The sequence below is a fragment of the Mesorhizobium humile genome, assembly GCF_033977215.1.
Lineage (GTDB): Bacteria > Pseudomonadota > Alphaproteobacteria > Rhizobiales > Rhizobiaceae > Mesorhizobium > Mesorhizobium humile.
On the sequence record NZ_JAVIIV010000006.1, the window covers coordinates 272,265 to 288,579 of the forward strand.

At 58.5% G+C, this 16,315-nt stretch carries 11 protein-coding genes and 1 pseudogene; 6 read left to right on the plus strand and 6 right to left on the minus strand.

Annotation, left to right across the window (positions count from 1 at the left end; all coding sequences use genetic code 11):
• Position 1: 1 nt before the first annotated feature.
• The 3 genes from RFM52_RS12660 to RFM52_RS12670 all read right to left on the minus strand — a co-directional run bounded on the left by RFM52_RS12660 (position 2) and on the right by RFM52_RS12670 (position 7,023).
• Positions 2–5,680: a HAMP domain-containing protein gene (locus RFM52_RS12660; RefSeq protein ID WP_320293618.1), complete on the minus strand. Its 5,679-nt coding sequence runs from the start codon at positions 5,678–5,680 to the stop codon at positions 2–4.
• Positions 5,681–6,169: 489 nt separating this feature from the next.
• Entirely contained in the window at positions 6,170–6,802 is a 633-nt protein-coding gene (locus RFM52_RS12665) for a hypothetical protein (protein ID WP_320293617.1), read from the minus strand.
• 68 nt (positions 6,803–6,870) lie between these two features.
• Complete coding sequence (locus RFM52_RS12670; RefSeq protein WP_320293616.1) at positions 6,871–7,023, minus strand: hypothetical protein; 153 nt, start codon at positions 7,021–7,023, stop codon at positions 6,871–6,873.
• A 121-nt stretch (positions 7,024–7,144) separates the two neighbouring features.
• Between RFM52_RS12670 and xth the strand changes: the two genes are divergently transcribed.
• The 3 genes from xth (at position 7,145) to RFM52_RS12685 (ending at position 9,704) form a co-directional block, all read left to right on the plus strand.
• Positions 7,145–7,918, plus strand: a complete 774-nt coding sequence (xth, locus tag RFM52_RS12675) for an exodeoxyribonuclease III (RefSeq protein WP_320293615.1) — start codon at positions 7,145–7,147, stop codon at positions 7,916–7,918.
• Positions 7,919–8,442: 524 nt separating this feature from the next.
• On the plus strand, positions 8,443–9,162 hold the full coding sequence (locus RFM52_RS12680) for a Crp/Fnr family transcriptional regulator (RefSeq protein ID WP_320293614.1): 720 nt from the start codon (positions 8,443–8,445) through the stop codon (positions 9,160–9,162).
• A 314-nt stretch (positions 9,163–9,476) separates the two neighbouring features.
• On the plus strand, positions 9,477–9,704 hold the full coding sequence (locus RFM52_RS12685) for a hypothetical protein (protein WP_320293613.1): 228 nt from the start codon (positions 9,477–9,479) through the stop codon (positions 9,702–9,704).
• A 489-nt stretch (positions 9,705–10,193) separates the two neighbouring features.
• Here the strand turns inward: RFM52_RS12685 and RFM52_RS12690 are convergent, their stop codons facing one another.
• Both RFM52_RS12690 and RFM52_RS12695 read right to left on the minus strand, forming a co-directional pair.
• On the minus strand, positions 10,194–10,481 hold the full coding sequence (locus tag RFM52_RS12690; RefSeq protein ID WP_320293612.1) for a hypothetical protein: 288 nt from the start codon (positions 10,479–10,481) through the stop codon (positions 10,194–10,196).
• Between the two features lie 205 nt (positions 10,482–10,686).
• Positions 10,687–11,070 (minus strand): DUF768 domain-containing protein, encoded by a 384-nt coding sequence (locus RFM52_RS12695; RefSeq protein WP_320293611.1) that lies wholly within the window; start codon positions 11,068–11,070, stop codon positions 10,687–10,689.
• Positions 11,071–12,559: 1,489 nt separating this feature from the next.
• On the opposite strand from RFM52_RS12695, the gene lov reads away from it, so the two are divergent.
• Positions 12,560–13,594, plus strand: coding sequence for a blue-light-activated histidine kinase (lov, locus tag RFM52_RS12700; RefSeq protein WP_320293610.1), 1,035 nt, complete (start codon positions 12,560–12,562; stop codon positions 13,592–13,594).
• Positions 13,595–13,704: 110 nt separating this feature from the next.
• Here the strand turns inward: lov and RFM52_RS12705 are convergent.
• Positions 13,705–14,046: pseudogene (locus RFM52_RS12705) on the minus strand (transposase); the annotation flags it as partial.
• 209 nt (positions 14,047–14,255) lie between these two features.
• Here RFM52_RS12705 and RFM52_RS12710 point away from each other — a divergent pair.
• Together RFM52_RS12710 and RFM52_RS12715 are read left to right on the plus strand one after the other, a co-directional pair.
• Positions 14,256–15,098: a PRC-barrel domain-containing protein gene (locus RFM52_RS12710; protein WP_320293609.1), complete on the plus strand. Its 843-nt coding sequence runs from the start codon at positions 14,256–14,258 to the stop codon at positions 15,096–15,098.
• Positions 15,099–15,160: 62 nt separating this feature from the next.
• The gene (locus RFM52_RS12715) at positions 15,161–15,649 is read left to right on the plus strand and encodes a hypothetical protein (RefSeq protein WP_320293608.1); all 489 of its coding nucleotides are present in this window, start codon (positions 15,161–15,163) and stop codon (positions 15,647–15,649) included.
• Positions 15,650–16,315: the final 666 nt, after the last annotated feature.

Genomic DNA, 16,315 nt, shown 5'->3' on the forward strand with positions numbered 1-16,315 from the left:
GTCAGACTGCCGCCGCCAGCTGTTCCGTCACGTCAACATTTTGCCGCGAACGGCCAATCCAGACGCGAAGCAGCGCAAGCAGAAGATCAAGATCCACAGGTTTGGCTATGTAGTCCGACGCACCAGCGTCGAGACATTTCTGCCTGTCACCTTTCATCGCCTTGGCTGTGACGGAGATTAGAGGAATATGCGCAATCGCCGCCATGCCGCGTATCTGGCGCATCGTCTCGTAGCCGTCCATCTCGGGCATCATTATGTCAATAAGGGCGGCATCGATGTTTGGATTCTGCTCGAGCAAGGTGATGCCATCTCGGCCTCGCTCAGCGTGCAGCACCTGAATGCCATAAGTCTCGAGGACACTGGTGAGCGAATAGATGTTGCGGATGTCATCATCGACAATCAGAACCCTGGCGCCGGCAAGGTCGGATTTGTCTGACGGTTGCATAACGGCGCCGCCGTCGCTTTGTCCTTCGTGTGGCAGGGCCGCCGACATCAGCAACGTCAGTTGCCCGAAATTTTCGGCTCGTGGAACGTCGGCCATCTCCGGTTTAAGGGCGATCAATTGTTCCAGCGCTTCTGGATGTGGAGCGAAGAATAGAAGGTTTGACGGTGGGCCTTCGAACGAGGCGGAGATCTCCTCGAGCGTCTTAGCATTGTCCTTGCCGGATCGGCCGAACCCGAGCACGATCGCGTCGTAGGCCGCAAAATCGACATTTTGGCCATTGGCAGCAATCCGGGCCAAGGCGGTCACAGAGGTGACGCCGTCGCGTATTGCCTCCACCAGTGACAGGCGGCGCTCTGGTTCTGCATCGACCACCAAGACGGCGCGCTGGACACGAAGCTTGCTGGAATGGATACCTTCGAAGACGCTCATGAGATCATCGGTCGACACCGGCTTGGTGGATACGCTGGCCGCGCCATTGGCCGACAAGCCGGCAGCGTCGTCGGCGCCGGAAATGACGTGTATCGGAATCCCTTCCGTCTTCGGGTCGTGCCTCAGCAGGTCGAACAAAACCCATCCATCGATGTCAGAAAGACCTAGATCCAAGGTTATGGCATCCGGGACCAGTTTCCTCGCCAACGCGACCGTGCCGGAACCCGCGGTGGACAGCACGCCCTTGAGACCGGCGGAACGAGCCATGCCCAAGAGAAGCCCAGCAAAAGTTGGGTCGTCCTCGACGATCAGCACTACCCTGTCATTGGGCGATAGGGTATCGCGATCATCCATCAACTCCGCGGTCGGCATGGCCGAGGTCGGCGAAGCAGCAGACGCTTCATCATCCAGCGATGCCATGGCCTGGGGCGCAGCCCGAGGCCCGTCGAATGGAATGACAAGCGTGAAGGTCGAGCCCTTCCCTGCCGTGCTCTCCACTCTCAATTCGCCGCCAAGCAGGCGAGCGATCTCGCGGCTTATCGACAAGCCAAGACCGGTGCCGCCATATTTGCGGCTCGTCGTTCCATCTGCCTGCTGGAATGCTTCGAAAATTAATTTCTGTTTATCGTCAGGAATGCCAATGCCGGTATCGGTGACGGCGATCGCGAGCGCCTTGGGAGACTGAGCGCCATAGCGTCGTCCTGCTCTCTCTGGCCTGAAGTGCAGGCTAACCTGGCCTTGAGATGTGAACTTGAAGGCGTTCGACAGCAGATTAAGGACGATTTGCTGGAGGCGCTTTTCGTCGGTGCGCACAGTCTCGGGAAGCCCCGGATCCACGTCGATGGTGAAGCCAAGCCCTTTGTCTGCGGCCAACTGACGGAATGTGCGTTCCATATGCTGGCGAAGATGCGCCAGCGGCATGTCGTTAATCTCGACGGAGACCGTACCAGACTCAATCTTCGACAGATCGAGAATGTCGTTAATGAGGCTGAGCAGATCAGTCCCGGCCGAGTTGATGGTGCGAGCAAACTCGACTTGCTTGTCGTTGAGGTTGCCCTGCTGATTGCTGGCGAGAAGGTTCGAAAGGATGAGCAGCGAGTTCAACGGGGTGCGCAGCTCGTGACTCATATTGGCCAGGAACTCGGATTTGTATTTGGATGTCAGGGCTAACTGCTCCGCTTTCTCCTCGAGCGCCCGCCGAGCCATCTCGATTTCGAGGTTCTTGTTCTCCACCTGTTTCTTTTCGTTCTCGAGCAGCTGCGCCTTCTCCTGCAGTTCCTCGTTCGTGGCGTGCAATTCCTCCTGTTTCTTGGTCAGCTCTGTTTGGCGCGCCTGCAATTCGGATGTCAGCAACTGCGATTGCTTAAGAAGCCCTTCGGTACGCATCGTCGCTGCGATCGTGTTGAGCACGATGCCGACCGACTCCATCAGCTGGTTCAGGAATGACTGGTGGGTATCGCGAAATTCGTTGAAGGAAGCGAGTTCGATAACCGCTTTGACTTCGTCTTCGAACAGGGCCGGCAAGATGATGACATTGGCGGGGGCGGCGCTGCCAAGGCCGGACGTGACACGAAGGAAATCCGGCGGCACATTGTCGAGCACAATTGCGCGCTTGTCGGCAGCACTTTGCCCAATAAGTCCCTCGCGCAGATCCAACCGCTGCTTCATCGCGGCCTTGCTCTCGGCGCCATAGGACGCGGCGAGTTCGAGATAGGATTCGTCTTCTTCTCGGTTGGTCACGTAGAATAAGCCGTATTGAGCGTTCACCAACGGCGCCAGCTCCGACATGATCAGACGCGACACGGTCGCCAGATCGCGTTCGCCCTGCAGCATGCGCGAGAATCGGGCGAGATTTGTCTTTAGCCAGTCCTGTTCGGCATTCTTGAGTGTCTGATCCTTGAGGTTGCGGATCATCTCATTGATGTTGTCCTTGAGTGCCGCCACCTCGCCCGACGCCTGCACGCTGATCGAGCGTGTTAGATCACCCTTGGTCACCGCCGTCGACACCTCAGCGATAGCACGCACCTGGGTTGTCAGATTGGCCGCAAGCTGATTGACGTTGTCCGTCAGGTCGCGCCAGAGGCCGGCGGCACCCGGCACACGGGCCTGGCCGCCAAGTTTGCCTTCGATGCCGACTTCGCGCGCGACGTTGGTTACCTGGTCGGCAAAGGTGGCGAGCGTCTCGATCATGCCGTTGATGGTGTCGGCCAAGGAGGCAATCTCGCCCTTGGCGTCCACCGTCAGCTTGCTGCGTAGATTTCCCTGTGCAACCGCCGTCACGACGTCCGCGATGCCACGCACCTGATTGGTGAGATTCGTCGCCATCAGGTTGACGTTGTCGGTCAGATCCTTCCAGGTTCCAGCGACGCCCTCAACGCGCGCCTGACCGCCAAGCTTGCCTTCGGTGCCGACCTCGCGCGCCACGCGCGTCACCTCCCCGGCGAACGAATTCAGCTGATCGACCATGGTGTTGATGGTCGACTTCAGCTCGAGTATCTCGCCTTTGACGTCGACGGTAATCTTCTTCGACAGATCGCCACGCGCCACTGCGGTGGTCACTTCGGCGATGTTGCGCACCTGGCCGGTCAGGTTTTCGGCCATGGAATTCACGTTGTCGGTTAGGTCTTTCCACGTGCCAGCGACGCCACGAACTTGCGCCTGGCCGCCGAGCTTGCCCTCAGTGCCGACCTCACGTGCGACGCGTGTCACTTCGCCGGCGAATGAGTTCAGCTGATCGACCATCGTATTGATCGTCGACTTCAGCTCCAGAATCTCTCCCTTGACGTCGACTGTGATCTTCTTCGAAAGATCGCCGAGCGCCACGGCGGTGGTGACCTCGGCGATGTTGCGAACCTGGCCGGTCAGATTGGCCGCCATGGCATTGACGTTGTCGGTCAAATCCTTCCATGTCCCGGCAACCCCACGCACCTGCGCCTGTCCGCCGAGCTTGCCATCGGAGCCCACCTCGCGCGCCACGCGCGTGACTTCCGAGGCGAACGAATTGAGCTGGTCGACCATCGTGTTGATGACGTCCTTGATCTGAAGTATCTCACCTAGGGCGTCGACCGTGATCTTCTGGGTCAGGTCGCCGGTGGCGATGGCCGTCGCCACCTTGGAGACGTCGCGCAACTGCACCGTAAGATTGCCGGCCATCGCGTTAACGTTGTCAGTCAAATCCATCCAGGTGCCGGCAACGCCTTCGACGTGAGCTTGGCCGCCGAGCTTGCCTTCGGAACCGACTTCGCGCGCCACGCGCGTCACCTCGGAGGCAAACGAATTCAGCTGGTCGACCATCGTGTTGACGGTGTCCTTGAGCTCCAGAATTTCGCCCTTGACGTCGACCGTGATCTTCTTCGACAGGTCGCCACGGGCGACAGCCGTGGTCACTTCGGCGATGTTGCGTACCTGGCCGGTGAGGTTAGCGGCCATCAGATTGACGCTGTCGGTGAGATCTTTCCAAGTTCCGCCGACGCCTTTCACCTCGGCCTGACCGCCGAGCTTGCCTTCAGTGCCGACCTCGCGGGCAACGCGCGTCACCTCGGAGGCAAAAGAATTGAGCTGGTCGACCATCGTGTTGATGGTGTCCTTGAGCTCCAGGATTTCTCCCTGGACGGCCACGGTGATCTTTTTCGACAGGTCGCCCGACGCGACGGCCGTCGTCACTTCGGCAATGTTGCGAACCTGGCCGGTCAGGTTTTCGGCCATCGAGTTCACATTGTCGGTGAGGTCCTTCCAAGTGCCCGCAACACCACGCACCTGGGCCTGACCGCCCAGCTTGCCTTCGGACCCGACCTCGCGCGCCACGCGGGTGACTTCGGAGGCAAACGAATTCAACTGGTCCACCATCGTGTTGATGGTATTTTTCAACTCGAGGATCTCGCCCTTCACATCGACGGTGATCTTCTTCGAAAGGTCGCCGAGAGCGACGGCGGTCGTCACCTCGGCAATGTTGCGAACCTGGCCGGTCAGGTTCTCGGCCATCAAATTGACGTTGTCGGTCAGATCTTTCCAAGTCCCTCCGACACCTTCGACACGCGCCTGGCCGCCAAGCTTTCCTTCGGTGCCGACCTCGCGCGCCACGCGCGTCACCTCCGAGGCGAATGAATTGAGCTGATCCACCATCGTGTTGATGGTGTTCTTAAGCTCGAGAATTTCCCCTTTCACATCGACAGTAATCTTCTTCGACAAATCACCCGATGCGACGGCCGTGGTAACCTCGGCAATATTGCGGACCTGCCCCGTCAGGTTGGTCGCCATCGCATTGACGTTGTCAGTCAGGTCCTTCCAGGTGCCAGCCACGCCTTTGACGCGCGCTTGCCCTCCGAGCTTGCCTTCTGTGCCCACTTCACGGGCGACGCGAGTGACCTCCGAGGCAAAGGAGCCCAATTGCCCGACCATGGTGTTGACGACTTTGCCGATGCGAAGGAACTCACCTCGCAGGGGCCGTCCGTCGATCTCCACCATCATGGTTTGCGACAGGTCACCCTTGGCCACGGCTCCAATGACACGGGCGACTTCCGTCGTCGGTTGCACCATGTCCTCGATCAGATTGTTGACGGAGCGAACGCTGCTCTCCCAACTTCCGGTGGCGTTGCGAACGCGGCCGCGCTCACCGATCCGCCCGTCCTTACCGACCACCCTGCTCAGCCGCTCGAACTCGCGCGTAACTTGGTCGTTGATTTCCACGATCTGGTTAAATGCATCGGCGATATCGGAATCGAGTCCGTCGTAGACATTCTCGATGCGGACGGAAAAGTCCCCACGCCGGAACGCTTTGAGCGCATTCAAGATGTGCCGGCGGTCCAACTGCGCCTTCGATGCTAGCCTACCCACAGCGCCCCTCACACTCAGCTGACACAGATAAACGTCGTTTTGCTGAAAAACCCCGTCGCGGATACACCTCCGCGAGGAAAGTAACGCGAAAAGCTCCTCTGGGTTCCAACGCTGCGCTGGGCTACCCGACAACTCGGCGAATGAGCGGGGATGCGTCCTCCTCCCTCGGTATCGCCAGGTCCGGAGAGCTTACGCCAATACGGTTGGATGATGATCCCGGCGTCCCTACAGGATGTCCTTCATGAGCTCCTCGCTAGCGGTCGCATATTCCAGTTGGTGGTGGAGAGCGAATATTTCGTTCAATCGTTCCAGAAGGTTGAGCCCGGCAGCATGGTGCGTTGACCTTGATACCGGCTTCACGCCCACGGAGCCGCGATGGCATCACCGGTGTTTTCTGCCAATCCTCGTCGACCGCGCATAGCTTGCCGTCAGCTGCCGAAGACCTGATATTCGAAACGCCAGTCACCGCAAGAGCCCGTTCATATCGAAGTCTTCCCAGCCCCGCAGGCGGGTCGCCTCGTCCCAACTCGCGTCAATGTCATTTGCAGGACCGTGGCGCCTCTTTTGCGAGCGTTTAATGGCAGTCTTCGCGGCGGCGCGTCGTCGGTTCTCGGCGACCTTCGCCGCGTCTTCTTCGCGCCAGACTGCGACCAGGTCGCGGTCAAGCACATCCTCGATGTGACGCGGATCGAAGACGTGGAAGGTTATCTTCCTGGCTCGGCCGCGAAGCTTGACTGTCCTGGTCCCCGCGCTCTGCAAGCGACCGTCTGTCAGCCAGCGGCGCCGCTCGCCCTGCTTGATCGTGAGGATGTCCTCGACTTCGCGCGGGATCACCGGCAAGTCTTCGATGTCGTGCATGGCCTCGAACACGATCGCCGAAGCCGCCTGAATATCAGCATCGGAGCCCTCTGGCAGGCGCAAGGTCACTTTTCGAGATTCAATGTGGAGCAGCTTCCTCAAAGCCGCAGGAAGGCGAGCACGGATCTCGAGGAAAATGCCCCTCGCCCGCACCGACGATCCAAGCGTCGCCGCCGAAGACAGGGGCCACTCAGCAATTAACTTACCAGTTGAAGAAATTTTGCGGCGTGCGGACATGGCCTTTAGATTGGCCTTCGATCCAGTTCGTTTCAATACGGCCGCGCCGGTGAGGGTCCGCCATACTGCTATTTGGAGTCGCGTTCGATACCGACGGTGTCGCCGTCGCCATGCACTGCGTCGCGGTCCCAATCGTTGGTCTTGCCGGGTGCTTGACCTTTGTCTTTGCGCGGCTGGCGCTCCTGCATCTCGGTGTATTTCGATTTCTCGTTGCGCGGCATGCAAACCTTCCATGAATAAGCCATCGAAATTCAACCGGCAGGTTGGACAATCGTTCCAGAGAAGTTGAACCCGGCGCCAGCGCCTTGCGTTTGTTCTTGGAGCCGCTCAGGGAGACAAACGGTGACCCGGATCGCAACCTTCAACGTTAATGGTGTCAACGGCCGCCTACCGGTGCTCCTGAAGTGGCTCGGCGAAACCAGCTACGACGTGGTCTGCCTGCAGGAATTGAAAACTTCCGACGACAAATTTCCGATCGAGGCGATCCGGGACGCCGGCTACGGCGCTATCTGGCATGGCCAGAAATCCTACAACGGCGTGGCGATACTGGCGCGCGGAAGGGATCCCATCGAGCGCCGCCGCGGCTTGCCTGGTGACCCCGACGATACGCATAGCCGCTATCTGGAGGCGGAGATCGACAACATGGTCGTCGCCTGCATCTACCTGCCCAATGGCAATCCGGCGCCAGGACCCAAATTCGATCACAAGCTGCGGTGGTTCGAACGTCTCGTCACCTACAGCAGATCGCTGCTGGACGAGCGCTCCGTGCTGTGTGGTGACTACAATGTCGTCCCGACCGAGATAGACGCCGTGGTGCCTGCTCGCTGGTTGGGCGATGCCGTCTTCTTCCCGGAAAGCCGGAAAGCCTATGCGAAAATGCTATCCTTGGGCTGGGTGGACGCGATGCGCCGGATTTACCCAGGCAAGGGCATCTACACCTACTGGAACTTCTCCTACCGCGGCGGCTACGACCGAAGCTCCGGATTGCGCATGGATCACTTGCTTGTCAGCCCATCGCTGGACGAGAACATTCGAGATGCCGGCGTGGATGTCGAAACCCGAGGCTGGGAAAAGCCGAGTGATCACGCACCAGCTTGGCTCGACCTTGGCCGTTAGGTCCCTGGTCCCGGGATTGCTCCCATCAACTCCAGCGTCCAGATACCGCAGAGTAAAGGAATTCCTCATTCAGCAAATCAAATTCAGCCTCCATGGCATCCAGCTGATCAGCAGTTACGCCGACAAACTTCTTTCTCGGCCCGGTGGGATACACCAACTGGGACGGTGGTGTGAGTGTGATGAGAAGTTGCGCAAAGTGGAAGTTCGCCCGCTTCAGGCGATGATCAGGCTCGCCGCTTTAAGCTGCCTTTCAGCATGGTCGCTAAGTCTAGGCCGCCACATGGGCGCTTCCCATCCACTAAGGCCGTCGCTGTCGGTTCACGGCTAGGCACCAGCACGGGCCACCATGTGTTGTGGGGCCACTAAGGAGTTAGGCCTCAATCGCAAAACGGGCTTACCGACTGAGCTACATCCCAATTTGCTAATCGCGCGCTTGAGGTCTACTCTGCGATACATCGGCCGCCAGTGTTTCGGATGCAGCCGACAGTAAGAGGTACGCGCTCTTGCCCGTCAGGCAGAGCGCCGTGCCCCAATCTCTTCTTCGCAACCATATTTTGAAAGCCCTTTCGCCCGAGGATTTCGGGCTGCTGCAGCCGTCAATGCATCACGTCGAACTGGGCATCAAGGACCGACTGGAGACCCCGTATCAGCCAATCGAGCATGTGTATTTTCCAGAGGCAGGCATCGCTTCGGTAGTCGCCACCCTGACCGGCGGCCGGCAAAGCGAAGTCGGCATCATTGGCCATGACGGCATGACAGGGGTCGCGATTATCCTCGGCCAGGACAGTTCCCCCAACGAAACCTACATCCAGGTGGCAGGCAATGGCTGGTGCCTGCCAGTTCCCAGCCTTCGCGTCTCGATTGCAGAAAGCCAGAGCCTTCGCGACTCGCTGCTTCGCTACGCACACGCGTTCCTGGTGCAGTCGTCCCGCACGGCACTGGTCAATGGCCATTCGAAAATCGAGGAACGGCTGGCCCGGTGGTTGCTTATGGTCGATGATCGTATGGAGAGCAACAGGATCTATCTGACGCACGAGTTTCTGGCCACCATGCTTGGCGCGCGGCGCCCTGGCGTCACCATAGCCCTGCAAATGCTTGAATATCGGGGGCTGATCCACGCCAGGCGCGGCGAGATAACAATTATCGACCGGCCCGGAATGATAAAGCTGACGCACGGCGCCTATGGGGAGGAAGAGCAACGCCACTTCGGCGCTGGCCGGCTGATTGTCCGGAATCGGACATAAGCTTGAAGGCCGCCGAATATTGGCCGTAAATCGCGTTGGTTTGGGTTCAGGGAGGAACTCCAATGACCAACACTGTTCACACCGTGACGGTTGAAAGCGCACTCGAGGCCCATGTCTGTTCCAGAGGGAAGGCCCGTTTCCTTTCCATCGCACAGCAATACATGCCATTCGAACACAGCTTCCGGCGTGTAAACCCCTGACCGCGAATTGGAAGAGATCCTGGCTTCGGCATGCATCTTCCACAGCATTCCTGTCGCTTTCGACGCAATGACTGCCGATCGTTATGAAACACGGCTTCATTCATAGGCCGCGCAATGACAGACGTCGTCTCCACGCTTACTTCATCGGAAGTTCGCCAAACGATCATCCGTTACCTGCTTGATAATGTTGAAAATCCGAGCGTTTCGATAACGGAGGTCATCCACGCCGTCAGAGAGCGGTTCCCGCTTTGCGAACTGACGGATTGGGAACTCGGCGATTACATAGCGCGAGCCGCGATCGACGCGGGTTTTGCTGTGGAGTTCGATGCGGAGGTTCCATGATCGCTCCAAAGCTGGGCGTCACTTCCCCGATCCGCGCTCTAGGTTCTTCAAGGCGCGGGCCTGGAAAAGAAGAGAAGGCCAATGAACCCTAGCAGTTGGACCCAACTCGAGCGCCTGCCGCTCGGGAAATGCCGATTTCGACCGGCACGGTCTTTGATCCTTGTGCTTGGCCCTTAAGCAGGTTGGAAATCTCTTCTGGCATTTAGCACTAGAAGTATCTGTCAGGCGGCGTGCGCCTTAGTCCCGATTGCGCGCAACTAGGGGCGGCAAATTGAAAAGGAGAGGTGCTTCTAGATCGCGGCTGGGTCCCGACCAACAAACCTGGCCATTTAAAATCAAAAGGACCGGCCGCCCAGCAATAGCTTGAGGATCGTGATTGAAAGCGCTGTGCTGCCGGCAAGGCGGCCTGCGAATTCCCGTTAGGCCAGCGTTGCCTCTGGCGGGTGGAAGGCGGGAGCCGCCTCCCAACCCGTTTCGACGGGGAATAAGTTAGCCACCCATCTTCTTGGCCATCGCGCAGAAATCGGCGTGAGCCTTGTTGAGCGTGGTATCGCCGCAGTCTTTCAGCACCGCAGTTCGTTCGTCGGGTTTCATCGCCATCCACGCCGTTTTGAAATCGGTTTCCGACCTCAGGGTTTTCATACCGGCATCGGTGAAAAACGGAGACATCTTGGCCGGATCATCGAGCGCAGACGTGCCTGTGGCGGACCCAGCCATTGCTGCACCACCCATCATGGCGAACGCAAGTGCGCTGATACTGAGCAGCTTGATATTCATCGGGCTACCTCCTTGGTCCAGATAACGACCTATGAGAAAAACGTGCGCCTCCCGAAAGAGGTTCCAACTGCTAAGGCGGCAGTGGGCTCAAAACCGGTGCTAGTCATCGGCGTCGCTTCGGTCATCGGCGACGACGCCCTCGACCAATCCGCAAGATCAAGGACCGCCCTTCGCATGCACGTCGATAGAAAGGCGGCCTAGGGATTCATTCCTTCCCTAGTCGGCCTTGAAGCTCCTTCAGGAAATGAGCTTCATTTAGGAGTGTTTCCCAGTCGATGCCGAGTCGCTCGATTAGCTCGTGAGCCTGCATCTCGGTGATATTTGCTTCGCGCGACAATCGACCGGCCAGGAGGTCGAAGGCGGTGCAATCGTTCTCGGGCATGCTGCCTTCGCGGTGCTGCATCGCCTTGAAGATCACCGCATAAACGCTGGCAACCTCCTCGTTGATCTCGGCGGCAGGAATGCCTTCACTCTCGGCCGCCTTGAACAACTCATCGGCTAGGTCGCTTACGGCCACGCCATCCGTCATTGCGTTTGGGAGATGCTTGGTCACCCATTTGTTGAAGAAATTGACGCCGCGGATGCTCATCCTGCCTTAAGTGAGAGGACGATATTAGGTTCCGCTTACATATGCCGCCAACCGCGGTTCGCCAGGCCGGTGCTCGCTATTTGGCAAACTCTCCCAACGAAGGCGCCGGCCGCCTAGCCTGCTGAGGTTGGTGGTGGCACATCTGCTGTGGGCTATTGGGTCCCCCGCGGCGGCAGCGGCTGTATCATTTTAATACAATCGCCAATTGGTAGACTCCCGCGATGCATCGGCAGCTAGTCACTCGCTTCGGGTCAATCAGACAAGGTCGGTGACCAGGAGGAACGGATGGTTGCGCAAAAAGAAGACTATCGAACGAACAGAGCCGATTATCTCGTCGCCAGGATGCAAGCAGGAGCGACGGCTAAAGACGGCCCCTATCAGCTAGCAGAGAGAAAGAAGCGACTCCTGGCCCTCGGCGACCGGCGACTAGTCCGGCTGGCCGCAAACCCATGTGAAAGCAAGCCAGGACCGAGGGGGAGCCCGCGCGGCGGACGTTGAATCGCGTTCCGTCGCGGGAAATGTCAGACCCGTCGAAGGGATGATGTCGGAGCAATCGCAGGCTGCCCACGCGCTTTTGAAATGGCCCCAAGGCGCCCTGCGGCCAAGTCAAACACGAGTGAGGGAACGATCCGCGACTTCGAGAGCGGGAAACGGCGGCTAGGTCCTGGAACGTTGCAGCGATACGCCGAGCCCTCGAATTTTGGGGGCGTCTGTTTACACAACCTCGCCTACACGATAGCGCGCGCCATTAGCCCCTGTCCTGTGAGAAGCCCGCGCCCCTCGACAGGACGCGGGCTCGGTGTTGCACACCAGTCTGCGGTTTTGAGGGGGATACCACAGACATTGTTCCGACAACGGCCCCAAGGCGCATGTTCCGGTCTGCTAACAAAAGCACGCCGACCCGACGGGCAGCTGCTGGAGTAGCCTGGGTGCGCAAACTAGGCAACGTGCACGGCAGCTTGACTCTGAGCATCTGGACACTGGCATTGTTCCGATAAAGCCAGGTGCCATGCCCGTTAGTCGCACGTATGTGAGACGAAAGCCTTTCTTACAGCTCAAAGGTCCCGACCGCCGCAAGGCTGTGATTGCTTCTTTGCAACGCGGCTCCCGAGCAGCTTGTCGAGACGGTCATATCCCTATCACCCGGGGCGTTGCCCTTTTCGGCGATGTAATCGGCACGGCAGCATAGCGCGCGACGTACGGGATTTCGCCAACATCGCTGAAGTCCAACTTGGATCGACGATGAAACCTGCGCGAGAATTTGGTGCGGCCACGCTCACACCAGCCTGCAAAGATATTCACGCCCGTCGTCCTGAAGGAGGCAGGCGGAAATCGGAGACCGCCACGAGTGACGTGCTCCTGCACCAGGCCATTCCTACTCTCTTGAGGCGATTCAGATTCCGCTTGGGAAGGGCCCGATAATCCACAGTTTGCAACACTTTAGCTTAACCGACGTTCCATCTAAACGCTGAAAGCTAGAGGCAAACCTATGAGCCCAAAACGGAGGTCCCACGTAAAGACTGATCGGCCGGCCGCAGTTACCGGAGGCGCTACGCCGGATTGGAAAGAATTGGCCGCAACAGCCTTTCAGCGGACCAGAATGCCCATGGTGGTGGCGGACGCCACCGGGAATGATTACCCGATCGTCCTGGCGAACGCGGCCTTCCTAAATCTGACCGGGTATGAGGCAGATGAAGTGTTAGGACGTAATTGCCGTTTCTTGCAGGGTAAGGCAACGTCCTCGGCCGCGGTGGCGGAAATTCGGTCCGGCCTACGGGAACAGCGCGAGGTCAGCGTGGAATTGCTCAACTACCGGAAGGATGGAACACCGTTCTGGAACCGGCTTCATATCAGTCCTGTCTATGACGACGACGAGCGCGTCGCCTATTATTTCGGATCACAGATCGACAGCACGGAATATCGCCGAATTCAATCTCTCGAAGCGTCAGAGCACCGGCTCCTGCTCGAAGTAGATCATCGCGCCAACAACGTTCTTGCGCTGGTCGACAGCATCGTCCGCCTCACGAAATCCGACAATTCCGCCCTATATGCCGCTTCGGTTCAGGATCGGATCCAGTCCCTGGCTCGGGCCCATGCCCTGCTCGCGCGACGGGGTTGGCAAAACGTCCCACTGCGCGAGGCGATACAAACTCAACTCGAGCCTTACGGCGCCTCGCGAGCCGTGCTGGAAGGCCCTGACATCATGCTTTTGGCTCACGCAGTCCAGCCTCTAGCCTTGTTCATCCATGAACTAGCTATCAACGCGGCTACGCATGGGTCGCTCTCTGGAGAGGCAGGTCAGGTCGCAATCAGTTGGAGCGACATCCCCCAAACAAACGGACTCGTCCTCATCTGGGAAGAGACCGGCGGGCCGCCTCCGTCGAAGGTACGAAAGCCCGGGTTCGGCACGGTTGTTGCTGAAGCTACCGTGCGGCGTCAGCTTCAGGGGTCCGCCGAACGCCAGTGGCTAGACCGCGGGGTGAAGGTCTTGGTCGAAGTGCCAAATGTCACGACCGCCAGGTAAGGGCGCGCTGTTCCCAAGATTCTGGAGGTAGCAGGGGATTGCCAACTCGGCGTCGAGCGCCGGGATCGCACGTACAGAGGATGGTCCCACACAAACCCATGATGCGGCAGAACGACCCATGGCGGCCCGCAGATGCGCAACGGCTTCGCACCTGGCGGCGGGCCTTACCATTTTTTTACAGGAACTCCTTCAGCGCCGCCGCCTCCAGGATCTGGTCGGCGAGCAGCTTCTTCAGCTTCGCGTTCTCGTCTTCCGGGGCCTTCAGACGCTTGGAGTCGGACACGTCCATCCCGCCATACTTCGCCTTCCAGTTATACAGGGTCGCCTCGCTGATCGCGTGCTTGCGAGAAAGATCGCCCGCCTTCGCAACCGCCTCGTGCTCGCGCAGAACCGCAATGATCTAGTTCTTCGGTGATCCGCTCGCGCTTCCTTTTCCGTGCGAACCACGCGATTAAGCCTTGGCTCGAAAGGGACAAGTGTTCCAGCCGATCCACAAATTACTCCCTGCTTGTCGAGGCTTGGGAACTGGATCTCAAGGCCGCCAGACTGCGCCGGTTGCGACCAGGGCATTTTGGGAACGTAAGGCCGTTGCTTCCGTTGATCGAAATGACGTTGGCAGACACCGATGGTCAATCAACCAGGCAACGGAAGGAATTTCACAATGATCCGGAAGATACTGGCTACAGCGGCGACGGCCGCTCTTATTTCGACCGCGTTCTATGCGGCCGGCGCCCATGCCGCAAATACTCCCGCTACTCAGACCGCGATTGCTGCTCCAGTTACTGATGGCAACCTCGTCTCGAAGATTATGGGAGCCGCGGTCTATGACAGCACCGCTGACGATGCGACGAAGATCGGCGATGTTAAGGACATCGTCCTGGGCAAGGACGGCAAGGCCAGGCTCGTCATCATTGGGGTCGGGGGCTTCCTCGGCGTGGGCGAAAAGAATGTTGCCTACGATTTCAGCAAGCTCGAATGGATCAACAAAAAGGGCGATCGCTGGCTGGTGGCAAAGACCACCAAGGAAGAACTTCAAGCCCAGCCCAATTTCGACGCCAATGCTTACGACACGGCGTCTGCACCCACCACGGCCCAACCCACGGCGGAGGGTCAAACCGCTCTCGCAAAGACGGATAAAACCGCAACGGCCTCAATTGACAAGTCGTCGCTGACCGAGATGCCGTCAGACAAAATCAGCGCGGCAAATCTGATTGGAACCAACGTCTATGGCGCAGATGATGCGAAGGTGGGCGATATCGGCGACGTCATTCTGACCGGCGACAAGAAGGTCGACACCATAATTGTCGATGTGGGTGGCTTTTTAGGCATTGGCAAAAAAGAGGTGGCCATTGGTATGGAGAACCTGAGGTTCATGACCGACAAGAACGGCAACCGCTACCTCTACACGAACTTCACCAAGGAGCAGTTGAAGGCTCAGGTTGCCTACGACAAGGCCACCTACGCTCAAAATCGCGACAAACAGCGCATCATCATCAACAAATGACAATCGGGGGAATTTGCCCTCGTCCCGTCCCGTGGGCGGGGGCGCCCGCGCAAGGAGCGAGCTTGAAGCTAGCCGCCGAAGTCCATCACAACTCTGAAGATATAAGCGACCTCGTTCTTTCCGACGTCGTTGCCGCCCTTCATCGACGGGCCAGGGTCAGCCACGAGTTCGATATTCCCTACATTGCCGGATACAGCAGCGATGCCACGTCGATTTACATCGATCGGCATCTGCCGCGAACAATCAGATGGCAAGGTAAGGACGTGCGGCTCGAGCCGTTTCTGGTGTGCCACGAAATTGTTGAGAAAGCTCTATTGGACGAGCTCGGGCTTCATTATCTGCACGCGCATCAAATCGCCCTGCGCGTCGAAAGGGACGCAGTCAGAGGTGCTGGACTGACGTGGCGACGCTATCAAAGCGTTATTAAGAAGCATGAAAAGGCGATCGATGAGGAACGACTTCGCAACGTGCCAGCGGATCTAGATCTCACGCCGTACAAGGATCTAAAGGATTATCCGTTGCTCCGTCGGCTGATCGGTTCATCCCGATAGTTCGTTGCACCGGATGGTCACCTGAGACAGCGGGATGCAGGCGGCGCCGTCAAATTTTCACGATTATGGACGCGTCACGAGCCAAGTGATGCTGAGAGCGCTGCTGCTCAGAAACTTCAGGTGCCTGGGTCTTGATCTGAGAACCGACGGTGCGCTGACCAGCTGAGATGGGCGCCGTGAAGCCGGATCTGGTCGAGACGATCGTCGGCGATTGGTTGGTGACAAATGCTTATCTGCCGGTACGCTCGTATTGTGCGAAGAGAGTCATATGGAAGGCGACACCTGATCGCGGCACGGTATCGATTTTTGTTCTGGCACCGAGGGAAATCCAGGCACATTTATTGCATGGCGTCCATAGGACGTACGCTCTACTCGCTGCATCCTGCAGCGAAGCGTGCCACAAATCTTCCTCACGGATGCTTCAAGCGGCCGATCAGACCAAGCTTTACTGCGTCGCTGGTCGCTCAGCATGCTGCTGACGCGCTACCACATTCGCTCGCGAAATTTATTGAGGGGTATAAAGGCGTCCCGACTTACGCCCGGTTCAACGCTCAGCCACGCGTTGGCTTGCCCGGTTCCCTTCGGCGCTGACGTTAAAGGCCCCCGTTTCGCGGGGGCCTTTCGATTTCCACCTGTCGATCAAGCGATCAGTGCCAATAGGGCTTC

Coding starts and splice junctions, on each gene's coding strand:
- RFM52_RS12665 (WP_320293617.1), bottom strand. CDS start 6,802: ATGTCCGCACGCCGCAAAATTTCTTCAACTGGTAAGTTAATTGCTGAG.
- RFM52_RS12670 (WP_320293616.1), bottom strand. CDS start 7,023: ATGCCGCGCAACGAGAAATCGAAATACACCGAGATGCAGGAGCGCCAG.
- RFM52_RS12685 (WP_320293613.1), top strand. CDS start 9,477: ATGACAGACGTCGTCTCCACGCTTACTTCATCGGAAGTTCGCCAAACG.
- RFM52_RS12690 (WP_320293612.1), bottom strand. CDS start 10,481: ATGAATATCAAGCTGCTCAGTATCAGCGCACTTGCGTTCGCCATGATG.
- RFM52_RS12695 (WP_320293611.1), bottom strand. CDS start 11,070: ATGAGCATCCGCGGCGTCAATTTCTTCAACAAATGGGTGACCAAGCAT.
- lov (WP_320293610.1), top strand. CDS start 12,560: ATGAGCCCAAAACGGAGGTCCCACGTAAAGACTGATCGGCCGGCCGCA.
- RFM52_RS12710 (WP_320293609.1), top strand. CDS start 14,256: ATGATCCGGAAGATACTGGCTACAGCGGCGACGGCCGCTCTTATTTCG.